Annotated in this window: 17 protein-coding genes; 15 read left to right on the top strand and 2 right to left on the bottom strand. The window is 61.0% G+C overall.

What is annotated here, in order from left to right; translation table 11 throughout:
• Window positions 1–354 precede the first annotated feature (354 nt).
• The 5 genes from RPG13_RS15495 to RPG13_RS15475 are packed head-to-tail and all read left to right on the top strand — an operon-like array spanning window position 355 to window position 5,827.
• On the top strand, window positions 355–1,623 hold the full coding sequence (locus tag RPG13_RS15495; RefSeq protein WP_095486494.1) for a glycoside hydrolase 5 family protein: 1,269 nt from the start codon (window positions 355–357) through the stop codon (window positions 1,621–1,623).
• Window positions 1,620–2,156, top strand: a complete 537-nt coding sequence (locus tag RPG13_RS15490) for a glycosyltransferase family 2 protein (RefSeq protein WP_128284077.1) — start codon at window positions 1,620–1,622, stop codon at window positions 2,154–2,156. Before RPG13_RS15495 ends, RPG13_RS15490 begins: the two co-directional genes overlap by 4 nt.
• Window positions 2,144–3,337, top strand: a complete 1,194-nt coding sequence (locus RPG13_RS15485; RefSeq protein WP_206072975.1) for a glycosyltransferase — start codon at window positions 2,144–2,146, stop codon at window positions 3,335–3,337. The genes RPG13_RS15490 and RPG13_RS15485 overlap by 13 nt, the downstream gene beginning before the upstream one ends.
• Window positions 3,322–4,938, top strand: a complete 1,617-nt coding sequence (locus RPG13_RS15480) for a GMC family oxidoreductase (protein ID WP_126102961.1) — start codon at window positions 3,322–3,324, stop codon at window positions 4,936–4,938. Before RPG13_RS15485 ends, RPG13_RS15480 begins: the two co-directional genes overlap by 16 nt.
• 7 nt (window positions 4,939–4,945) lie before the next feature.
• Window positions 4,946–5,827 (top strand): NAD-dependent epimerase/dehydratase family protein, encoded by an 882-nt coding sequence (locus tag RPG13_RS15475; protein WP_126102962.1) that lies wholly within the window; start codon window positions 4,946–4,948, stop codon window positions 5,825–5,827.
• A 413-nt stretch (window positions 5,828–6,240) separates the two neighbouring features.
• Here RPG13_RS15475 and RPG13_RS15470 read toward each other — a convergent pair whose 3' ends face one another.
• Window positions 6,241–6,969: a class I SAM-dependent methyltransferase gene (locus RPG13_RS15470; RefSeq protein WP_095486490.1), complete on the bottom strand. Its 729-nt coding sequence runs from the start codon at window positions 6,967–6,969 to the stop codon at window positions 6,241–6,243.
• Between the two features lie 1,446 nt (window positions 6,970–8,415).
• Between RPG13_RS15470 and RPG13_RS15465 the strand changes: the two genes are divergently transcribed.
• The gene (locus RPG13_RS15465; RefSeq protein WP_095486488.1) at window positions 8,416–9,990 is read left to right on the top strand and encodes a family 16 glycosylhydrolase; all 1,575 of its coding nucleotides are present in this window, start codon (window positions 8,416–8,418) and stop codon (window positions 9,988–9,990) included.
• 420 nt (window positions 9,991–10,410) lie between these two features.
• Window positions 10,411–10,668, top strand: a complete 258-nt coding sequence (locus tag RPG13_RS15460) for a hypothetical protein (RefSeq protein WP_095486487.1) — start codon at window positions 10,411–10,413, stop codon at window positions 10,666–10,668.
• Between the two features lie 224 nt (window positions 10,669–10,892).
• On the opposite strand, the gene RPG13_RS15455 is transcribed toward RPG13_RS15460, so the two are convergent.
• Window positions 10,893–11,729, bottom strand: a complete 837-nt coding sequence (locus RPG13_RS15455; protein ID WP_337125430.1) for a universal stress protein — start codon at window positions 11,727–11,729, stop codon at window positions 10,893–10,895.
• Between the two features lie 288 nt (window positions 11,730–12,017).
• Here RPG13_RS15455 and RPG13_RS15450 point away from each other — a divergent pair, with 288 nt between their 5' ends.
• The 8 genes from RPG13_RS15450 (at window position 12,018) to RPG13_RS15415 (ending at window position 21,177) form a co-directional block, all read left to right on the top strand.
• Entirely contained in the window at window positions 12,018–13,580 is a 1,563-nt protein-coding gene (locus RPG13_RS15450; RefSeq protein ID WP_442921341.1) for a bifunctional aminoglycoside phosphotransferase/ATP-binding protein, read from the top strand.
• Between the two features lie 32 nt (window positions 13,581–13,612).
• Window positions 13,613–14,062 (top strand): thioredoxin TrxC, encoded by a 450-nt coding sequence (trxC, locus tag RPG13_RS15445; protein ID WP_337125429.1) that lies wholly within the window; start codon window positions 13,613–13,615, stop codon window positions 14,060–14,062.
• A gap of 221 nt (window positions 14,063–14,283) precedes the next feature.
• The gene (locus RPG13_RS15440) at window positions 14,284–15,036 is read left to right on the top strand and encodes a FadR/GntR family transcriptional regulator (RefSeq protein ID WP_126102967.1); all 753 of its coding nucleotides are present in this window, start codon (window positions 14,284–14,286) and stop codon (window positions 15,034–15,036) included.
• Window positions 15,037–15,098: 62 nt separating this feature from the next.
• On the top strand, window positions 15,099–16,004 hold the full coding sequence (gene kdgD / locus RPG13_RS15435; RefSeq protein WP_126102968.1) for a 5-dehydro-4-deoxyglucarate dehydratase: 906 nt from the start codon (window positions 15,099–15,101) through the stop codon (window positions 16,002–16,004).
• A gap of 93 nt (window positions 16,005–16,097) precedes the next feature.
• On the top strand, window positions 16,098–17,609 hold the full coding sequence (locus tag RPG13_RS15430; protein WP_127203742.1) for an ABC transporter substrate-binding protein: 1,512 nt from the start codon (window positions 16,098–16,100) through the stop codon (window positions 17,607–17,609).
• Window positions 17,610–17,692: 83 nt separating this feature from the next.
• Entirely contained in the window at window positions 17,693–18,607 is a 915-nt protein-coding gene (locus RPG13_RS15425; RefSeq protein WP_126102970.1) for an ABC transporter permease, read from the top strand.
• A 3-nt stretch (window positions 18,608–18,610) separates the two neighbouring features.
• Complete coding sequence (locus tag RPG13_RS15420) at window positions 18,611–19,534, top strand: ABC transporter permease (RefSeq protein ID WP_126102971.1); 924 nt, start codon at window positions 18,611–18,613, stop codon at window positions 19,532–19,534.
• Window positions 19,531–21,177, top strand: a complete 1,647-nt coding sequence (locus RPG13_RS15415) for an ABC transporter ATP-binding protein (protein WP_337125428.1) — start codon at window positions 19,531–19,533, stop codon at window positions 21,175–21,177. The genes RPG13_RS15420 and RPG13_RS15415 overlap by 4 nt, the downstream gene beginning before the upstream one ends.
• Window positions 21,178–21,208 lie beyond the last annotated feature (31 nt).

Genomic DNA, 21,208 nt, shown 5'->3' with positions numbered 1-21,208 from the left:
AGGACGCCGGCTCACAGCTTGACGAGAACCGCCTGCGGCGATCCGCCTTACCAAGACTCCGCCGCGGGCCTGCGGGCCAGGGAGGTAGATGGAAAGCGATGGCGCGTGCCACAGCGCGAGAATACTTCCGACCTATTACTACCGCGGGGACTCGCCAATACGAGGAGCCGAACTCTTGGTTGGGAGCGATGTCTGACAGCACGGGTCTATACTCGAGCGACCGGAATCGGCCAAGCACCACTATGCCCGAACGACGCCCGGGCTGTGCGAGGTCAGAGGAGGTAATCCTTCGGGGCTGTTGCACTCGGCGCCCGGCGAGAGCCACATGCCCGGGTGATTGTCGGCTGGCAACGAGTGAAAAATAGGCTGCGCAACGCCGGACTGCGGGTGCTGGTGTGCGCGTTGCTGTCCGTTCCGGCAGTCGTGAGCGCCGCGGATGATCCGTCGGCAACGTCCTTCATCAAGACTTCCGGAACGAACTTCACCTTGGACGGCAGGCCGTTCTTCGTGACCGGCGTAAACAACCACTATCTGACCTACGGGTCGCCGGATGAGGTCACCCGCGTTCTCGATGACGCGGTGGCGATGGGCGCCAATGTGGTCCGCACCTTCCTCCAGCCGGTGATCGGGTCGCTCGACGGAAGCAAGCCTACGATCTGGGATTGGCGGCTTGAAGGCGAAGCCAGCAATCTCGCGGTCAAGGGCACGTACCTGCTCTACTGGGACCCGAGCCAAAACAGGATGGCGGTCAATGACGGCGCCGACGGCATGCAGAAGGTTGATTTCCTCATCGCCGAGGCCGGCAAGCGACGCCTGAGGCTGATCATCGCCGTCCTGGATTTCTGGGCCTTCACAGGCGGCGCCCAGCAGATGCGGGCCTGGTATGGGAGCCGGGACGCCCCAGGCGTGCAGAGCCAGTACAACACCGACCTCAGCAAAGAGAAGTCGGAGTTTTTCTTCCAGGATCCGCGCACGAAGCGCGACTACAGGACCTGGGTCAGCCACGTCGTGCAGCGAGTCAACCCGCTCACCGGGCTCGCCTACCGGGATGATCCGACCATCATGGCCTGGGAGCTAATGAACGAAGGCAATGCGCAGCCGGAGGCCTTACGATTGGCTTGGACCACCGAAATGACGGCCTACGTGAAGTCGCTCGATCCCAACCATCTCGTCACCTCAGGGCACGCTAACGTCGAGTCGAAGCTATCGGATCTGACGATCCCGACTCTCGATTTCGGGACCTGGCACGGCTACCCGCTCTACTACAAGCTCACCGTCCAGCAGTTCGACAGCTTGATCACCGAGTTCTGCCGGTTGGCAGTTCGCGCCGGAAAGCCGGTGCTTCTGGAGGAGTTCGGCTATGCCCGCTCCAATCAGAACTTTGCCCAGGCTTACGCGATGTGGCTCGACACGCTGACGCGCGAGCGCAACTGCGCCGGCTGGATGGTGTGGCGGCTGGTGTCGCGGCAGGACAGCGGACGCTATCCCGTCGACGAATATGACAAGTTCGATATTCACAACGACGGAGGTCCGCTCTGGAGCATCCTCAAAGCCGCCACGGCTCGGGCGACGCAGACACGCGAAACCAGCCCGGCCTCAGAAACCAGCCGGCAGTTGCCATGACCGAAGCCTCCGTCGTGATCTGCGCCGACACACTCGATCGCTGGGACGATTTGAACGCGGCCATCGCGTCGGTGCGCCGCCAGACCTGCCCGGCCCGCGAGATCATCCTCGTCGTCGACAACGATGAGGCGCTCTTGGAGCGCGCCCGGCGCGGGATCGAGGGTGTCGTCGTCACACCTAATACCAACGTGCGTGGACTGTGCGGCGGTCGCACGACGGGAGCCGGATTGGCGTCCGCGCCGGTCATGGCGTTTCTCGATGACGATGCGATCGCCGATGAGCGCTGGCTGGACGAGTTGCTGATGCCCTACGCCGACCCGCGCGTGCTTGGCGTCGGCGGCCGCCTCGAGCCTCTGTGGCGCAAACCTCGGCCCTCGTGGTTTCTTTATGCTGAGAACCGGCTTCCGGGTAAGCCGAATCCAGCGCGTGGAAGTCTGGCTTTTCAAAAACCAAGACCATCGCACCGTCTATCGAAGAGCTTGGGGCAGACATTGGCAGCTCAAGTCGGGAGAATTCCTAGATGCGTATTCTGATGCTTGCGCAATCCTGTACGCCGATTGGCGTTGGCCAGCGGGGCCACGTCCGGAACCTAAGTATCGGTCTCGCCCGCCGCGGTAATGACGTTGCCGTTGCCACAACCGGTCAGCCTGGATCGAAAACCGGGCAGACCGAGGATGGCGTCACCAGCGAACGCCAGCAGGTCCCGCGCCCCCCCACGATCTCGGTGATTATCTGTGCCTACACCGAGGACAGATGGGAGCTGATGCTTCAGTCGGTGGCCTCGGTTCAGGAGCAGACCTTGCAACCCTGTGAGATCATCGTTTGCATCGACCATAATGAGACCCTGTTCCACCGTTGTGCCGCGTACTGGGCTCACTTCGCCGCATCCACCCCTCCGATACGGGTGATCCAGAACAAGTACGACGGGCACCTGGGCTCGGCCCGAAACACGGCAGCCGAGATAGCTGCCGGAGACATTCTGGCGTTCTTGGATGACGATGCAGCGGCCGACAAGGACTGGCTCGGGATTCTCACCGACCCGTATCAGGATGAGCGCATCGGGGCCGTCGGCGGTCGTCCCATACCGGTTTTCAAGGCTGGCCGCCCGGCCTGGTTCCCTGTGCAGTTCGACTGGGTGTTCGGATGCGCTTATGACGGCCTTCCGACCAGCCGAGGCCCTTTGGCTCACCTCATAGGAGCCAACATGTCGGTGCGGCGGACCCTCCTCGAGCAGGTGGGAGGGTTCCACTCCGACAATCACGACGACATGGACATGTGCCACCGCGTGGCGCATATCAAGGGCAGTGAGGCGGTCATCTACGAACCGGCGGCGACCGTCCGCCACTTTGTACCCGCCTCACGGCCGACTTGGAAGTACTTCTGGCGCCGCTGCTTCTTCGTCAACAAGGGGAAGGTCGAGGCCTTTGCCCAGATGGGCGACGCCGCCACACTGGGTGCAGAGGCCCGCTTCGTCTGGTACGCGCTGACCAAGGGCGTACCGCGGGGTATTTCGCAAGCGGCCAAGGGTGACGCCCACGGGCTGGCCCGGTCCGCGGCGATAATCGCTGGCGTGGGGCTGGCCGCGGCAGGCCACGTCGCCGGCCGGATCGAGTTGGCGCGGCGATTGCGCCGGCAGGGCCAACAGGCAACCAAGCAGATGCTGGACACAGCCGCGCAGCCGGTGGGCGAGGGAAGTAAATGCCGTCTTCGATAATCATTGGTTCGGGTCCAGCTGCAGCCGCCGCCGTGTTGGCGCTGTCCGAGAAGCCAGACGAGAAGATAACCGTGTTCGATCCGGGCACCGTGCTGGACGCGGAGACGCAGGAGGTAATCTCCAGGCTGTCCAAGCTGCGTGTCGACGACTGGGATGAGGAGGACGTCCGCCGGGTCAGCCTGCAACCCAAGCAGGTCCAGTCCGATTCGCTGCCAGAAAAAAGAAGCTACGGATCCGATTTCCCGTTTGTCAACAAGGGCCAGCTCGACGGCGTGCACTGCGAGGGTAGAGTCAACTCAGCTGTCATCTCAAGCGCCTACGGGGGGTTTAGCAATGTCTGGGGGGCCCAGATCATGCCCTTCAGCGCCGCCACGTTCAGAAGATGGCCGTTCGACTTCTCGGACATGGAAGAGCACTACAGGACGATCCTGGGTCACATTCCTTTCGCTGGAGAGTCCGACGATCTCGAGGAGTGGTTCCCGCTCATCGGATCCCCGGACCCGCTTCCGCCCCTGGCACCGCGGACGCAGATGGTCCTGGCCAATTACGACCGGCACCGCGATCGTGTGCGCTCCACGGGAATAACCATAGGCCGCGCCCGGCTCGCCTTCTCAGCGCCCGGATGCCAGCCCTGCGGCCTATGCATGACTGGGTGCCCGCGGTCGCTGATCTTTTCGGCCTCGCACAGCTTCGATCGCTTCAGGCGCAGCGGGAGGATCGACTACCGCAGCGGGCTGCTCGCGGTGCGAGTCGACCAGGAGGGCGACACGGCCGTCGTACACGCCCGGGAGCTGTCCAGCGGCCGGATCCAGCGATTCACAGCCGACCGGGTCTTCGTGGGCTGCGGGCCAATCGGGACCACCCGGCTGATCCTGGGCTCGCTCGGATCGGACCAGCCGGTACATCTTTCGGAATCGGCTCAGTTCGTCCTTCCAATGATGTCCATGAAGCCGACCCCCGACCCACGTACAAGGCGCGAGTTCACACTCAACCAGTTCAACATGGTCATCGGCGAGGACGACGAGGGCTTCGATGTCTCACAAATTCACTTCTATCCGTTCAACCAGGCATACTACGATGCGCTGCCCGGCTTCCTCCAACATCCCGCCGCCGCCTTCGCGACGGATCGGCTCCTGAGCCGGTTGACGGTAGGCCTGGGCTACTTGCCGTCCTGGGCATCACCCAAGGTCCGGGTCACCGCCCAGATGTCCGCAGCTCCTGATGAGCTACCCCAGATCACCCTCACTTCGGAGGGCTTCAGCGAGGCCAAGGTCAAGGGCAAAGACGTGCCTCCGATGCTGCCTGACGTAATAAAGCGGATCCGCAGGGCGGCACCTTACCTTGATTTGTGGCCAGTCACACCGCAGATGTTGTGGTCGGGCGGGGCCAAGAGCTACCACTTTGGCGGCAGCTTTCCCCACGCCAGTGAGCGGAATACTGGGAGGGCGACGACAGACCGCCTCGGGCGGCTGGCGCGCTGGGACCGGATCCATCTTATCGACGGGTCGGTTTTCCCAAATGTTCCAGCTACTACCTTTACCCTGACTGTGATGGCCAATTCTCATCGCATCGCCTGCGAAGCGATGGAGCTGACGGGGTGAGGGTTTAATGCGGGTCGGTATCACCGGAGCCAACGGATATGTCGGGACTATCCTGCGTGCCGCCTTCGCCGAAGAAGGGCATGAGGTCATCGCGTTCGCCCGTTCGAACCGGGTGACCTCCGAATCTGCTGCCGCAATGGTCGGCATCGCCGAGTGGCGCCCATACGAGATCAAGCGCCCGCCATCGGGGGCCGCATTCAGCGACCTAGATGTGCTCATCCACGGTGCATGGGACCTGACTCTCGTCAGCGCCGGCGATGTGTGGGGTGTCAATGTGTCCGGCTCGCAGCAGCTCCTCCGCAATGCCGCCGACGCAGGGGTTCGCCGGGTTATTTTTATCTCCTCGATGTCCGCCTATAAGGGAACCCGACAGTTGTACGGCCAGGCGAAGCTGGCCTGCGAGCGCACCGCCAGCAGTCTGGGAGGTGTCTCCACCCGCCTCGGACTGGTGTACGGCCCCGGTTGGGGCGGGATGGCGGGCGCGCTCCGCAAGCTCACCAACCTGCCGGTCACACCTCTCATCGGGGCGCGCTCCCATCAGTTCACTGTGCATGAGGCGGACCTGGCAGCCGCCATGGTGCGTATTGCCGAGTCGGACATGCCCCTGCCGGAACCGGTAGGGCTGGCCAACCCCGAACCGGTGCCGTTCCGACGGCTCATGAAAGAGATCGCCGCGTCACAAGGCAGAACACTGCGCGCCGTCCCAGTGCCCTGGCAGCTTGTCAGTGGCGTCCTCAAGGCAGCTGAGGCCCTGCGTGTCCCCCTCCCCTTCCGATCCGACTCCATCCTTGGGCTCGTGCACCCGGCGGCAGAGGTTCCCGGTGTAGAGCGGCTCAAGCAACTCGGAATCGAGTTTCGGAGCTTCTCGCTGGACGGCGATCAACGTTGAAAGTATGCGAGATCCGCCCGGCCTTGCGGGTGACCGTAGCAGTTTGACGTTTTCCGGGGACCACTGTCAACTTTGCCTTCGTGAGCCTCCACGCACACAAAAGGTCAGTTCGCGCTGGACGAGTTTGAGTACCAGCCGAGACTACAAATTGCCACGTCGCTTCATGCTGAAGTATCAGCGCAAGAGGTCGTATGGGCATCTGCGCAAGCACCGTGGCGAGGTTCCGCGAATAGCGAATTCATGCGGTCGGCGCGATCGCAAGGAGCAAGCCGACCCGATCTCGGGAACACCCGACATTGCTGAAGATCGCCGGCGTCGAGCAAAATACGATACTGCAGCGTCTCGCCCTCGAGTCTCGCCATCTCCCTTGCTGCCACCACTTGGAGTCGGTTGTTCTGACGCCTAACACCACCTCAGCTAGTGAGGACCATCAGTGAGGCGCCGCCGAGTAAGCGCACCGACAGATCCTCTCCGGCAATAGTCCGGACAATGCGCCGTGCGGCGTTACCGAGGATGGCTGTCGTGGTTCGCCATTCGGGATGGATCAGCAAGATATCTTCCGTCCTAGTGTACTGTGCGTCAATAATCTTAAAGCCTGTGTCGCGCAGAGTCGCTAGAGCTGTTGCCTGATCAAAGTAATGCAGGTGACCGACCTCCTTGCGTTGCTTAAGGTGCTGACCGCGCAGAAGGCCGACAATACTGATATCGAGAGGAATATGAAACGCATAGTATTTTGAACGTCCTCTGAGCCTCCGAAGAAAGCCCATATAGTCATCTATGTGCTCGAAAACATCGATGCACAAAAGAAGATCGTAATTTTCGTTGGTTTGCAGGAAGTCGCCGCAGTGAAATCTTAGGTTTTTTCTTTCTCGCTGCTTCGCCAAATTTATAGCATAGGGAGCGATGTCGTAGCCGGTAGCCACTGAGTCACGGAAGATATCGTGTTGAAGAAGGGCATTCAGAACGCCTCCCGTCCCGCAACCTGTGTCGACGATTTTCTGGCAACTGATTTTGTTGGCGCGCACGATCTTGGCGATGTTCGCGGCCTTAACACCGCCATCTTCGTCATGCCAAGTCGGATTGGCAGCAGCATAGTCTTTTCCGGTATAGAGATCGTTACTTGAAATCATCTCTGCCCACATCAGTGCGCTTGAGTTGCCTCTTCGAATACTTCGACCTAACAATAGCTTTGTTGCTTTGAATGAAAACAACCAGCGATCGAAATCTCTGCATGGCCCCAATGCCAGTTCCAGAAGGGGAATCCTAAGTCGCTCCAGTTGATCGAATTTCACATTTTGAGAATGAACGGATCTTAGGACGGCATTGAGGTCGCTCCAGAGTTCTAGAGTTCCTCCCTTGCCCGGGCTGCACGTTAGGGACCGCGCACCTCAGAAAGTGGGCGCAACCGGATAAAAACAAAACAAATGTAACGACACCCTCGATCCAGTCAAGCCGCCGGCTGCGAAGCTTCCGGGGGAGGCACCCTCAAGCACGCGGCCCATCTGAGGTAGCTCATAAGAAAGAACCAAACTCTTCACTCCACAGCGACGCTGCCGGTAGAATGTTGTCGCCGATCAGGGACAAGCGATGCCGCATTATCGCTGTGCGTCCTGAACGAAAACGGCCAATTCTGGGTGCGTCAATCTAGCCTGCATTGGGCTGCGCTCGATAACGGTGCCAGGTTCCATCTTCGATCATTGAAAGCGGATGATGCGGGACATCGCCGCCCCGTGCCGCCGGCGACGTCGCTCAGCAACACGTGTAGAGACTGGAGCGTAGTCAACGCCGCAACGGCGGACCTCGGCCAAGCGCATCTGCCGCGCAAACGGCACGGTCGAACATCGGGATCGGCAGCTCCAGCCATAGCTCCGACGGCTCGTCCGCCACGCAGCATCGCAAGACATCCCGGCCGTCCTTCTCGACGATCTCATATGCGAACGACCCGCTCGAACCACTGGCGCCCAAACCAGCGCAACATTTCAGCCGACGGACACGGTTTTTCGTAGGACGTCCGGAAGGCTGTTTCGGTGCGGCCGTTCGACACACCCCTACATTAGAAGGTGTTAATAAGTTTTCGCCCAGCCTCATTCTCGCCGCATATGGCAGGTTGGGTTACGTACATCGTCCTCGAGTGATCAACTCACGTAGATACAAGACGGTGCGTGAGTAAGCCAGAAAGCGGAAATACCAGCGCTTGACTTAGGGGTGTGGGCGTAATGAAAACAAAAAACAGGAACGACTAAGGATTCTACTGTGATTATACTAAACTGCAAGCCCGGCGATACTTCTGCCGGAACAGCTGCGCTCGACTTTTGTCCGGCTACGGCTCGATCCGTTGACCCCCTTGCGCCCGTCTGCAGCGACACCGTTTATGGTTTCGAGGACGAGGGCCTGATGAGCATTCCCGTCGACAAAACTCACCTTCTATGGCGAGTTCAACGTTAAGTTCGCTCGACAATAATGTCTGGGCGAGGACTTCCAAATCTCCGCTACTTTGAAATCCGTTCGCGGTGCCGAACTGCGAGCATGCGATATGTCGTGCGCCTTGGCGATGCGCGGCTGTTTTCAACGCCACAGAGGATCACTGAATGACTCTTTCCGCACCCGCAGGCTTTGCCTCTAGCGATCTCGTCTTCGAGGAAACCTTCTCCGGTACGGCGCTCGACAGCGACTGGAATACCTACATCACCAGCAATGCCGCCAACGGCTGGCCATGGAATAGCAATGGATCAGGAGGAAGCAACGCAGGCTCGCAGTATTATGCCGACTACGATGTGCCGAGCCAAGTGTCCGTGACCAACGGGCAGTTGGATCTCACGGCGATCAAGCAGCCCATCAGCGGCATAAATCAGGGGACGACACAGACATACCCGGTCACGTCCGGCGCGGTCAGCAGCTACGGCAACTTCGAATTCAATGGCGGCTATCTTCAGATCAGCATGAAGGCGCCGAGCGGCGATGGCGCATGGCCGGCCCTCTGGATGTTGCCCGGCGAAGGCGCCGGCAGCAGCGGCGACAATTTCGAGATCGATATACAGGAGGGTGGATTTACCGGTTCGGGGCCGGCAGACCAGATGTTCTCCTGGCACCTCCACTCGCCGTCAGGGTGGGTCGGCAACAGCATCGATACCGGCACCGACCTCACGGCCGGCTTCCACACGTATGGGATCAACTGGGTGCCCGGTGAATCGATCACCTGGTATCTCGATGGGCACCAGATGGCGCAAGTGACCAGCGCACAGGCCCCGATCCCGGATGAACCGATGGAATTGATCATGAATAATGGGGTCGCGAATTCGAACGCGGCCGGATGGCATACGACTCTCGATAGCTCGACCCCTTCGTCGATGCAGATGCAGATCGACGAGGTGCAGCTCTATCAAAAGGCAGGTAGCGGCGACACTGTAACGGGCGCGAACGTCACTCCCCCGACCACTGGCTCGACCGAGACTGGGACTGGGACCGGGACTGGGACCGAGACTGGGTCTGGGACTGTCCCTCCTTCCGGCGGCACCGGCGATGGCACCTTGTACGGCACCAGCGGCGCCGATGTACTTCAGGGAACTGGTGCCGACACGATGACAGGCTACCTCGGCAACGACGAATACTATGTCGACAACGCGGGCGACAAGGTGGTCGAGGCCTCTGGCCAAGGTCAAGACAGGGTGTGGGCCTCTGTGAGCTATGCGCTCTCAGCCGGCTCGTCGGTTGAAGTCCTTGGCACCACGAGGGACGCCGGCACCACGGCAATCAACCTGACCGGCAACGAGTTGGCCCAAACCATCCAGGGCAATGCCGGCGCCAACGTCATCAACGGCGGCGGCGGTGCCGATAAGTTGAGCGGCTTTGGCGGCAACGATGCGTTCGTTTTCAAAACCGCTCTTGGAGCCGGCAATATTGATAGGGTCACCGACTTCAACAAGTCCCAGGACAAAGTCCACCTCGACGACGCGATTTTTGCCGGGCTTAAGTTGGGAGGGCTTTCATCGGACGCTTTCTTTACCGGCAAGGCCGCGCATGATAGCTCCGACCACATCATCTACAACAGTTCGACTGGGGCGCTCTCGTTCGACAGCGACGGGATCGGCGGCGCAGCTCAAACACAGTTCGCCACCCTTTCTCCAGCTCTGTCGCTTACGGCAGGCGCATTCTTTGTGACCTGAAGGACCTACACGGGGAAACAACATCCCGCGAGGGTTCGCCGTGGCCAAACAAGGACTGGATAAGCAACACCTCAAAGCCATGATCCCGAACCGTAGGTCAGGGTAGCAAAAAGCGGGAGCCCGGTCTTCGGAGGAGATCATGCTCAAATAAAAGAGATGGAGTTCCATCCCGATGCAGGGATGGAACAGGCTCTAGTTGTGAGCTTTCTGTAGGTTGTCCATTCGGACCGAACCGAGGAGACTGGAGTTACCAAGCTTCAGCACTCACCGGACGGTCCGAATGAACATCCACAAGAATGCCCCTCTGACGTATGGTGTGTCGAAGCGAGCTGGCCTGCCGCGGCTGGGCGCGTGCTGGTCGATGGCGTCGATCCGGCGTCACCCCGCACATCTTCCGCCACACGGCCGCGACCCCGGCTGATGCAGCAAGGCTCGGACCCTTGGGCGGCCGCCGGCTTCCTCGGCATGACCGTCGAGATGCTGATCCAGACCTATAGCCACCATCACCCCGACTTCCAGGCGGATGCCGCCGAAGCGATCGTCTCCAAGGCGCGCTCGCGAAATCTACCGAAAAACGTCGTCCGAATGCCCGGGGCACAGAAGGCGAACGCTCCCGTCACTCCTCACATCCCCACAGATAAGCCGGAAACAAAGGTGAACAGGAGCCGCCGGCCGTGATGAGGAATGCCGGAAATCCGGGCTTTTGCTGGCCGACACACTCGTTCGGGACGATGGGGTCGCAGGTTCAAATCCTGCCACTCCGACCAGAAAAAACAAATACTTAGCGTTTTCCCGAGATTCGCTCGCCACTGGCCGGCGGACTGACCAATGTTCCGCAGCTGGCGTGACGGATTCTTCCCGCGGCGGATCGCGTCGGCCCACCGTCTTCAGTCCTTAAATTGCTAATGCGCCATAAGGATCGGCATCGGCGGATCTTCAAGCATCGAGATGGTGGCGCCGCCGAAGATGCGCTCGCGCAACCGGGAATGACCATAGGCGCCCATCACCATCAGGTCGGCAGCGATGTCGACCGCGTGCCTGCGAAGCACCTCGACGACTGAATGGTTCAAGCTGGGCAGCCGGTCGACCGTGACATTCACGCCGTGCCGCGCGAGATAGGCAGCGGCGTCGGCTCCAGGTTCCGCCCCATGGTGGTATTCGTCCTCCACCGGATCGACCATGACGAGGTGCACCTCATCGGCGCCTGCCAGCATGTCGAGGGATTCGCGGACGGCACGCGATGATTCCAGACGGGCGTCCCAGGCGACCAGCACGCGTTTCGGCTTCAGTGTCGGCCGCGATCCCTGGGGGATGAGCAGCAAAGGCTTTCCCGACGAAAACAATGCGCCTTCGATCCCTTTGCTCTTCAGCGTCTCGTTGGCAAGCAACTCCGGTCCAATAACCGTGATGTCGGCGTAGCGGGCGCGGCGGCCGATGGTGTCGTCAGCCCAGCCGGCTTCCGGATATTCGCTGGAGACGTCGGCCGAAGGCGCCCTGCCGGCGAGAAAAGCCGACACGGCAGCGGCTCGCTTCTTCAACAGATTCTCGTCGGCCTGACGTGCCTCGAGCCAGGCTTCTGAAACCACTGCGGCATACTCTCCGACGGGTGGCGGCGCAGCGATGGCAACGACGAGAACAGCAAGATGCGCGCCGATTTCATTGCACAGGTCGGCGGCAAGTTTGAGATCGTTGTCTCCCGTGTTCGGCCCGATAACGGTAAGTATCGTCCTGAAAGCCATGGCGGCTGCTCCCGATTTTGCGTCAAAGTCCAATCGTCGTAATAGCGAGACGGCTCGGCGCGTTCCTTGCGCTGAGTGAAGAACGTCGCCGCGCATCATTCGATCCGTATTAACGCGCCCACGCGTGCCGGAACATGCGATCGGCGCCGGGAGAGTCGCACTAGGGAACGCATCCGTGACTTGGCTGGTTATACCCAGACGCTGCGGCAGCAAGGCCCCGATGGTGCGGAATTTCAGCGAACACACTCGTCGGATTCCAAAGGTTCGATACAAACAAAGAGGCATGCGATGATCGTCGAGGATCAGGAATCCGTGGCCGCGATTTTGATGGACCCTGCCACATATGGCGAGACCGGGCCGGTCGAAGCGATCGAAACCCACATCTCGCGCATCTTCCTGGTTGGCCAGAGCGCCTACAAGATCAAGCGAGCCGTGAAGCTGCCCTATGTCGACTTCTCGACCCCGGTGCTGCGGCTCGCCGCTTGCGAGAAAGAGGTGGAGCTCAACTCCAAGACCGCGCCCGGCCTCTATCTGGGTGTGCGGCGCATCACGCGAGAGACCGACGGCAAGCTCGCCTTCGACGGAAGCGGCAAACTGGTCGATGCGGCGATCGAGATGGTCCGCTTCGATCAGTCGAAGCTGCTCGATCGAATGGCAGTCGGTGGCGAGCTGACGCCTGCGCTGATGACAGCGGTCGCGTGTATGATCGTGCGCTATCATCGCGAGGCGCCGGAGGTCCACAAGGGCAGCGGATCCTCGAACCTGGCAGGCGTGCTCGCCATAAACGAAGCCGGCTTTGCCACCAGCAATGTTTTCGAACAAGCCGAGATCAAGACATTTACCGGGATTTTCCGCACCGCCCTCGCCCGTCATTGCGAACTGCTCGACCGGCGGGAATCCGCAGGTAAGATCCGGCGATGCCATGGCGATTTGCATCTGCGCAACATCTGTCTCTTCGATGGAGAGCCCCGCCTCTTCGATTGCATCGAATTCAACGACCAGATCGCCAGCATCGATGTGCTCTACGACCTGGCCTTCCTGCTGATGGACCTTTGGCATCGCGGCTTTCCGGAACTCGCCAACCTGGTGGTGAACCGCTATCTCGACGAAGCAGACGACGAGGACGGCTTCATTCTCTTGCCGTTCTTCATGGCGGTGCGGGCTGCCGTGCGCGCGCATGTCACCGCAACCCAGATCGAGGAAGGCGGTGCCGATTCCGGCGGGCTGATTGCCGAAGCCAGATCTTATTTCGAGCTTGCCCGAACACTTCTCCAGGCAAGGCCTCCTCGGCTGATCGCGATCGGCGGCTTGAGTGGTTCCGGCAAGACGGCCGTTGCCGAAGCCCTCGCCGCACATGTCGGCGCGCCGCCCGGCGCGCGCATTGTCGAGAGCGACCGCATCCGCAAAGCCATGCATGGGGTGCCAGTCGAGACGAAACTGCCGGACAGGGCCTATCGACCGGAAGTGTCCGACCGCGTCTACCGCGAAATGGCATGGCGCGCCGACTTGATCCTTTCCGAAGGCGGTTCGGTGGTCGCCGATGCCGTCTTTGACAGGCCGGCCGATCGCGACCGCATCGAGAAGGCGGCAAGTGATAGAGGCGTCACTTTCGCCGGATTCTGGCTGGAGGCGGATCCGCTCGTTCTTTGGCAGCGGGTGAGCGAACGCAGGGGCGGTCCTTCCGACGCAACCGTCGACATCTTGTCGCGGCAATTGCAGCGAAATGCCACCCCGCCCGCCTGGCGCAAGGTCGACGCCGATCGAAAGCTCGCCGACATCGCCGCAGAGTTGGCGAGTGTTTCGGACGCGGCAGCTTCTGCGCAGCGTGCTTCACTCAAGACGGCATCCTGACGGCGGCGATCGACTTCAGCAGGTGAATGGCCATGGCGCAGGAAAATCTGGTGGTTTGCGGCAAATGCGGCGGGGTCAATCGCCTGCCGCCGGCACGCAATGCCAGGGACGCGAAATGCGGAAAGTGCGGCTCCAAGCTGTTCTCGGGTCACCCGGCAGACGTCGATGCACCGACTTTCGATCGCCAGGTCACGCGAAGCAGCCTCCCCGTCGTCGTCGACATCTGGGCACCGTGGTGCGGCCCCTGCAAGATGATGGCGCTGGCATATGAAGCGGCAGCAAACGAACTGGAGCCGCATGTTCGCCTGATCAAGCTCAATTCCGACAATGAGCAGGCGGTTGCAACCAGGCTCGGCATTCGCAGCATCCCGACCATGATCCTCTTCCATGGCGGACAGGAGGTTGCGCGCGCATCCGGCGCGATGACGGCGGGGCAGATCGTCAGGTGGGTCCGCGATCACCGGCCGACGGCCGCAGCCTGAAAGCCGCCACGCCATGGGTCCGCTCATCGCCGTGGCCGTATCAGCAAAGGTGCCGACGAAAACCGCTTTAGGCGACTTGACGGCCCATATGCGGAGCGCAGAAGCCATATGATGACCTAAGTACATTCGACCTCGGACTGCAAATTTTCATATGATGACCTCGCTTTTGCCCTGCGCCGGGAGTATGCAATGTCTCGACCCGGCAAAAGTTTGGAGGACCCATGCAGCAGGCAGAACATCGAACGTCCCGCAGGTCGTTCGTCTCTCAGGTTGCAGATGCGCTGCGCGGGCAGATCGAAGCCGGCTTTTATGCACCTGGCGACAAATTGCCGACAGAACCTGCGCTGATTGACCGGTTCGGGTTCAGCCGCACTGTGGTCCGGGAGGCCATCGCCGCGCTTCGCGCCGACGGGCTGGTGGAATCGCGGCAAGGCGCCGGCGTCTTCGTTCTCGGCCCGAAACCTGTCGACGAGGGATTGAAGCTCTTCACCGACGAAACGAACAAGATCTCGGATATCATCGAAGAGCTCGAGCTTCGCATCGGCATCGAAGTCGAGGCAGCCGGCCTTGCCGCAGCCCGCAGTTCGCCGGCGCAGGAGGCCGAAATCGAGGCCCAGGTCGAAAGATTCGCCGACCTCATGGCGCAAGGGCAACCCACCGACGAGGCGGACTTCCAGTTCCACATGGCGATCGCCACCGCAACGAACAACGCAAGGTTCAAGGCATTCCTCGAACATGTCGGCCGGCGGATGATCCCGCGGGTGAAGTTCAAGACGATGATGGGCGGCGTCGACCCCTTGCCCAATCGCGACCATCCGATTCTGGAGGAGCACAGGGAAATCGCGGATGCGATTCTCGCCCGCGACCCGGAAAAGGCGCGTGAGGCGATGCGCCGCCATCTGGTGACGGGGATAAAGCGCTATCGCGCCCTCACCGTCCGACGCTCGGCAAACCAGGACAAAACCGGCGGTTGACTCGCCCCGATACTCATCATATGAATCTAGATGACATCATATCAATTGTGGGATGAGTTCTTTTGTCGCCAGATGAAATCAAGTCGCGTGTCGCTTCAGGGCTGCTGTCGTTTCCGGTCACACATTTCAACGAGGATTTCAGCCTCAATCTCGAAAGCTATCGCGCGCATGTGGCATGGCTCTCGGGGTTCGGTGCCGCTGCCCTGTTCGCGGCCGGGGGCACGGGCGAGTTCTTCTCCCTGTCGCCGGAAGAGGTCGCCGACGTTACCCGCGCGGCCAAGGATGCCTCGGGAGATGTGCCTATCATCGCCGGCTGTGGCTACGGCACGGCGCTCGCCACGGAAATTGCTCGCCGCGCCGAGGCTGCGGGAGCCGACGGTCTTTTGCTTTTGCCTCATTATCTGATGGAAGCCTCCCAAGAAGGGATATTCCGGCACGTCAAAGCCGTGTGCGAATCCACCGGCCTCGGCGTCATCATCTACAACCGTGCGAACTCGGTCGCCAATGCCGACACGGTTGCTCGCCTTGCCGACGCGTGCCCAAACCTCATCGGCTTCAAGGACGGCACGGGCAAGATCGATCTTGTCCGCCACGTCACCGCCAAACTTGGCGATCGGCTCTGCTACATCGGTGGCATGCCCACGCATGAGCTCTTTGCCGAAGGCTTCAACGGCGCCGGAGTGACGACTTATTCCTCTGCGGTCTTCAACTTCGTGCCGGAATTGGCACAGCGCTTCTACAGGGCCATGCGGACAAACGATCGCGCCGCAATGGAAGAAATCCTGCACAGCTTCTTCTTCCCCTTCGCGGCTTTGCGCGATCGCGAACAAGGTTATCCAGTGTCGATCATCAAGGCAGGCGTCGAGCTCATAGGACGGACCCCCGGCCCGCTCCGTCCGCCGCTGACGGATCTGAAGCCGCAGGAAAAAGACATGCTGCGCGGACTGATCGAGAGGATCGCCGCCTAGTCGCCGGGAGATCGGCAAATTGTCGGGCGAACGGGACGAGGAGGTTCGCCCTGCGCCCGACAGCCAAAACGGAATATCAAAGGGAGGAGAGACATGAATAGAAGCGCTCATACGATTGCAGCTGTCGTATTGATGACTGCTGCCGCGCCATCGGCTGTCGCACAAGATGCGGCGCAGGACATCCGTATCGTCCTGCCGGAGCAGCCGGCCAATCTGGAGCCCTGCGGCACCATCATCACAAATGTCGGCCAGATACTCAGCCAAAACGTCGTTGAATCGTTGACCGTCATCGATCCGATCACCGGACAACCTCAGCCGAAATTGGCGACCGAGTGGACCAGCGTGAACCCGACGACCTGGCGGATCAAGCTGCGCGAGGGCGTGAAGTTCCAGGACGGAACGGAGCTCAACGCGGATGCGGTTGCGTTCTCCATCAACAGGATGATCAGCGGCAAGATCACTTGCAGCAACATAGCGAAGTTCGGCGATGCCAAGCTAACGCTGACGCCGGTCGACGATCTAACCGTCGAGATAAAGTCGGACAGGCCCGAGCCCATCATGCCGACGCTGTTGAGCGTGGTCATGATCGTCTCGCCGAAGACACCGGTCGACAAGGCGGTGAACGATCCGGTCGGGACCGGCCCATTCAAGCTGTCGACCTTTTCCCCGCAAACCGTAGTGCTTGACGCGTTCGACGGCTATTGGGGCAAGAAGCCGGAGATCACGAAGGCAACCTATGTCTGGCGGCCCGAATCCTCGATCAGAGCTGCCATGGTGGAAACCGGGGAAGCCGACCTGACGCCGTCGATTGCCATCCAGGACGCCAGCAATCCGGAGACGGATTTCGCCTACCTGAACTCCGAGACCACCGCGATCCGTATCGATGCCGCCAAGCCGCCGCTCGATGACCTGCGCGTCCGCAAGGGGCTCAACCTCGCGATCGACTGGGAAGGCCTTGCGCAGCTGTTCGGCGACGACGTCAAGCGTGCGTCGCAGATGGTCGTCTCCGGGATCAACGGGCATGACGATGCGCTCGAGCCTTGGCCGTACGATCCGGAAGAGGCGAAAAAGCTCATCGAAGAGGCGCGCGCGGCAGGTGTCGCGGTCGATACCGAGATCAAGCTCATCGGGCGAAACGGCATCTATCCAAACGGCGCGGAAGCGATGGAGGCCATGATGACGATGTGGCAGGATGCCGGCCTCAACGTCAAGCTTACCATGCTCGATGTCGCCGACTGGCTGCGCTATCTGCAAAAGCCTTTCCCGCCGGAGCGCGGCCCCAATCTCCTGCAGATGATGCACGACAACAACAAGGGCGATGCGGCCTTCACGGTTCCGATCTTCTACCGATCGAGCGGGAGCTACTCGACCGTGGCCGATCCGGCGTTCGACAAGGAGATAGACGAGGCCCTGGCTGCGACCGGCGAAGCCCGCACCAACAGCTTCAAGGCGATCTTCGGCAAGGCCCGCAACGAAGTGGTGGCGGACATCCCGATGTTCCACATGATCGGCTATACCCGCGTTGGCACCAGGCTGGAATGGAAGCCCGATATCACCACCAACAGCGAAATACCGCTGGCCAATATCGCTATCAAAAAAGACTGAGTGATACGGGGGCGCTGGGTCCGATCGTGATCCTGCGCCCCTGACCTGTTGCCTCCGTCGATATCCGTCCAAGGGCATCCCAAATGATTACCTATCTTGGACGCCGGGCGTTCCACAGCATCCTGTCGGTCATAGGTCTGTTGACGCTGGTCTTTTTCCTGACACGGCTCACCGGCGACCCTTCCGCCTTGTACCTGCCTCTGGACTCGACTGCGGAAGCTCGGGCCGCGTTCGCGCGGTTGAACGGCCTCGATCAGCCGATCTATTGGCAGTTTCTGGAATATTTGCGCGATCTTCTGCAGCTGGATTTCGGTGAATCGCTACGCCAGAACCGCTCGGCGATGCAGGTCGCGCTTGAGGCGTTCCCGGAAACGCTGAAGCTTGCCGCCGTCGCGATCACGCTGTCGACCGCTTTGGCTATCCTTGTCGGCTCTCTTGCGGCCGCGCGACCGGGCAGCATGTTCGACCGTGTCGCCAGCCTCGTCTCTCTGGCCGGCGCAAGCGCGCCGGATTTTTGGGTCGCCATCGTCGGCATCCTTGTCTTCGCTGTGGGGCTCGGGCTTTTGCCGACATCCGGCACCGGAACCTGGGCCCATTGGATCATGCCCGTCTTCGTGCTGATGCTTCGCCCCTTCGGTCTCCTGGTGCAGGTCGTGCGCGGAACGATGCTGTCCGCGCTTGCCTCTCCATACATCAAGACCGCAAGGGCCAAAGGCCTGCCCCGACAGAAGATCATCTTCGGGCATGCGCTTCGCAACTCGCTGCTGCCCGTCGTCACGGTCGCCGGCGACCTGGCGACCAGTCTCGTCAACGGCGCCGTCGTCGTGGAGTCGATATTCGGCTGGCCCGGCATCGGCAAGCTGATGATCGACTCGATCATCCAGCGCGATTTTGCCGTCGTCCAGTCGACAATTCTGGTGACGGCAACCGCCATCTTCATCCTGAACATCGCGATCGACCTGCTCTACGCGGTTCTCGATCCGCGCATCCGGTACTGAGCCATGACGATCATCACCCCCGACATCAAGCCAGCGGCGGTTCCAGGCAGCGGCAGCGTGCTTCTCGCCTATCTGAAGCGCGACAAGCTTGCGCTCGCCGCCGCTATCTTCCTGACGATCATCGTGCTCGCTGCGGTCCTCGGCCCGTGGCTGGTGGGCGACGCTGCTTCGCGGCTGGGGCTGCGCCAGCGAAACCTCGCCCCGTTCTCGCTGGCCAGCGGCTGGATCTATGTCCTCGGCGCCGATACCCTCGGCCGTCCCATCCTGGCCAGGCTGATTGTCGGCGCGCAGAATACGTTCGGCATTGCCGCGGCGGCGGTATTCGCGTCCATGCTGGTTGGTGGAACGCTCGGCCTGATAGCGGGCTATTCGGAGCGCTGGTACAGCCATCTCATTCTGCGCCTGGCCGATGTCGTCATGAGCTTTCCCTCGCTGCTGCTGGCGCTCATCGTGCTCTATACGCTCGGCCCGAGCATCACCAACCTGGTGATCGTTCTCGCCGTTACGCGCATGCCGATCTATCTCAGAACGGCGCGCGCAGAAGTGCTGGAGTTGCGCGAGCGCATGTTTGTGAGCGCGGCGCGAGCCATGGGCGCGAAGCCGGCCCGGATCATCGTCCGGCACATCGCCCCCCTCGTCCTGCCGACACTGGTGACGATTTCCGCCATTGATTTCGCGACCGTCATTCTCTCGGAATCGGCGCTGAGTTTCCTTGGCCTCGGCATTCAGCCGCCGGATTTCACCTGGGGTGCAATGGTGGCAAACGGCCGCGGCTATCTCGCGACAGCCTGGTGGATCGCATTCTGGCCGGGTCTTGCAATCATGCTGACGACGCTGTCGCTCAACATCCTCTCGAACTGGGCGCGCACCGTCGCTGATCCGCAGCAACGCTGGCGTCTTCAGACATTGCGAAAAGCCGCCCGATGAGCAACGCGACCAATCCCATTCTCAAAGTCGACGGACTGACCGTCGATTTCCTTTCGGACGATGAGCCGGTACGCGCGGTCGACAATGTCTCTTTCCACGTCAGCCGTGGCGAGACTCTCGTGATCCTCGGCGAAAGCGGTTCGGGAAAAAGCGTCAGCACCAGCACGGTGATGGATCTCATCGACTGTCCGCCAGGTGATATCGTGGCCGGCTCCTGCCTCTTCGATGGCGTCGAACTCTCGGGCCTTGGCGCGGAGGCGCGCAGAAGCATCAACGGCCGCAGGATTGCGATGATCTTTCAGGATCCGCTCGCCTACCTGAACCCCGTCTATACGGTGGGGCGCCAGATCGAGGAGGTCTATGAGAGCCACGGCGCGGGAGCCGGCAAGGACGCACGCGCCAAGACGATAGAACTGCTTCGGCGTGTGGGCATTCCAGAGCCGGAAAACCGCGTCGACTTCTATCCACATCAGTTCTCGGGCGGACAACGCCAGCGCGTGATGATCGCCATGGCGATCGCGTTGAAACCGGACATCCTGATTGCCGATGAGCCGACGACCGCTCTGGACGTCAGTGTGCAAGCGCAGATCCTCGATCTGCTGCGCGATCTCCAGCGTGAGACCGGCATGGCGTTGATCATGATCACCCACGACCTTGAACTCGCCTCGTCCATGGCGGACCGGATTATCGTCATGAACGGCGGGAAGGTGGTGGAGACAGGCATCGCCAAGGAGGTCTTCAGCAATCCGCAGCACGCCTACACGCGCCGCCTCATCTCCGCCCTGCCCCACGGCAACGCAGCGGAGGCGCCGAACAGGCGTTCGACGACGATCGCCGGCAAAACCCTGCTCAAGGTGGAACATCTCACCAAGCACTATGTGCTTGCTTCCGGAGCTTTCAGCAGCAAGCGGACGTTCAAGGCGGTGGATGACATAAGCTTCGAGGTCAGGAGAGGCGAAACGCTCGGCATCGTCGGCGAGTCCGGCTCCGGCAAATCGAGCGTCGCACGCATGCTGTTGGGGCTGAACGCGCCAAGCGCGGGCAAGGCCGTCTTCGCCGGCGAGAACATCTTCGAAATGAACGAGAAGCGTCTTATGGCGTTTCGGCGCAAGGTGCAGATGGTATTCCAGGATCCATACGGATCGATGAACCCGCGCATGCGCGTTTACTCCATCATTTCCGAACCCTGGGTGATCCACCGCGATATTCTGCCGAAGAACAGGTGGAAGGCTCGAGTGGCAGAGCTCCTGGAATTGGTGGGGCTGTTGCCGGAACACGCCGACCGCTACCCGCACCAGTTTTCCGGCGGCCAGCGACAGCGCATCGCCATTGCGCGCGCGCTTGCGAGCGAGCCGGAACTGATCGTCTGCGACGAGGCGGTTTCGGCGCTCGACGTCTCTATCCAGGCGCAGGTGATCGACCTTCTGGCCGACCTTAGGACGCGGCTCAGCCTCTCATATATTTTCATCACACATGATTTGCCGATCGTGCGCCATTTCGCCGATCGGATCATGGTTATGAAAGATGGAAAGATTGTCGAGGAAGGCCAAACCTCGGCGCTCTTCGGGGCGCCTCGCCACGAATATACGCAAAGCCTGTTGCAGGCTGTTCCCAGACCCAAATGGCTTACGCAAGCTCAATAGTCCGAGCCTAGCGCGAGCAACGCCTTGCCGA

Source organism: Mesorhizobium sp. ISC15 (assembly GCF_037162615.1).
GTDB classification, from domain to species: Bacteria; Pseudomonadota; Alphaproteobacteria; order Rhizobiales; family Rhizobiaceae; genus Mesorhizobium; species Mesorhizobium mediterraneum.
This window is presented reverse-complemented; position numbering and strand designations above follow the sequence as displayed.

What these genes read in the sequence shown, in the direction of transcription:
- RPG13_RS15430 (WP_127203742.1), top strand. Translation starts at nt 16,098, where the DNA reads ATGAATAGAAGCGCTCATACGATTGCAGCTGTCGTATTGATGACTGCT.
- RPG13_RS15480 (WP_126102961.1), top strand. Translation starts at nt 3,322, where the DNA reads ATGCCGTCTTCGATAATCATTGGTTCGGGTCCAGCTGCAGCCGCCGCC.
- RPG13_RS15420 (WP_126102971.1), top strand. Translation starts at nt 18,611, where the DNA reads ATGACGATCATCACCCCCGACATCAAGCCAGCGGCGGTTCCAGGCAGC.
- RPG13_RS15470 (WP_095486490.1), bottom strand. Translation starts at nt 6,969, where the DNA reads ATGTGGGCAGAGATGATTTCAAGTAACGATCTCTATACCGGAAAAGAC.
- RPG13_RS15460 (WP_095486487.1), top strand. Translation starts at nt 10,411, where the DNA reads ATGCAGCAAGGCTCGGACCCTTGGGCGGCCGCCGGCTTCCTCGGCATG.
- trxC (WP_337125429.1), top strand. Translation starts at nt 13,613, where the DNA reads ATGGCGCAGGAAAATCTGGTGGTTTGCGGCAAATGCGGCGGGGTCAAT.
- RPG13_RS15490 (WP_128284077.1), top strand. Translation starts at nt 1,620, where the DNA reads ATGACCGAAGCCTCCGTCGTGATCTGCGCCGACACACTCGATCGCTGG.
- RPG13_RS15485 (WP_206072975.1), top strand. Translation starts at nt 2,144, where the DNA reads ATGCGTATTCTGATGCTTGCGCAATCCTGTACGCCGATTGGCGTTGGC.
- RPG13_RS15475 (WP_126102962.1), top strand. Translation starts at nt 4,946, where the DNA reads ATGCGGGTCGGTATCACCGGAGCCAACGGATATGTCGGGACTATCCTG.
- RPG13_RS15450 (WP_442921341.1), top strand. Translation starts at nt 12,018, where the DNA reads ATGATCGTCGAGGATCAGGAATCCGTGGCCGCGATTTTGATGGACCCT.
- RPG13_RS15415 (WP_337125428.1), top strand. Translation starts at nt 19,531, where the DNA reads ATGAGCAACGCGACCAATCCCATTCTCAAAGTCGACGGACTGACCGTC.
- RPG13_RS15465 (WP_095486488.1), top strand. Translation starts at nt 8,416, where the DNA reads ATGACTCTTTCCGCACCCGCAGGCTTTGCCTCTAGCGATCTCGTCTTC.
- RPG13_RS15455 (WP_337125430.1), bottom strand. Translation starts at nt 11,729, where the DNA reads ATGGCTTTCAGGACGATACTTACCGTTATCGGGCCGAACACGGGAGAC.
- RPG13_RS15425 (WP_126102970.1), top strand. Translation starts at nt 17,693, where the DNA reads ATGATTACCTATCTTGGACGCCGGGCGTTCCACAGCATCCTGTCGGTC.
- RPG13_RS15440 (WP_126102967.1), top strand. Translation starts at nt 14,284, where the DNA reads ATGCAGCAGGCAGAACATCGAACGTCCCGCAGGTCGTTCGTCTCTCAG.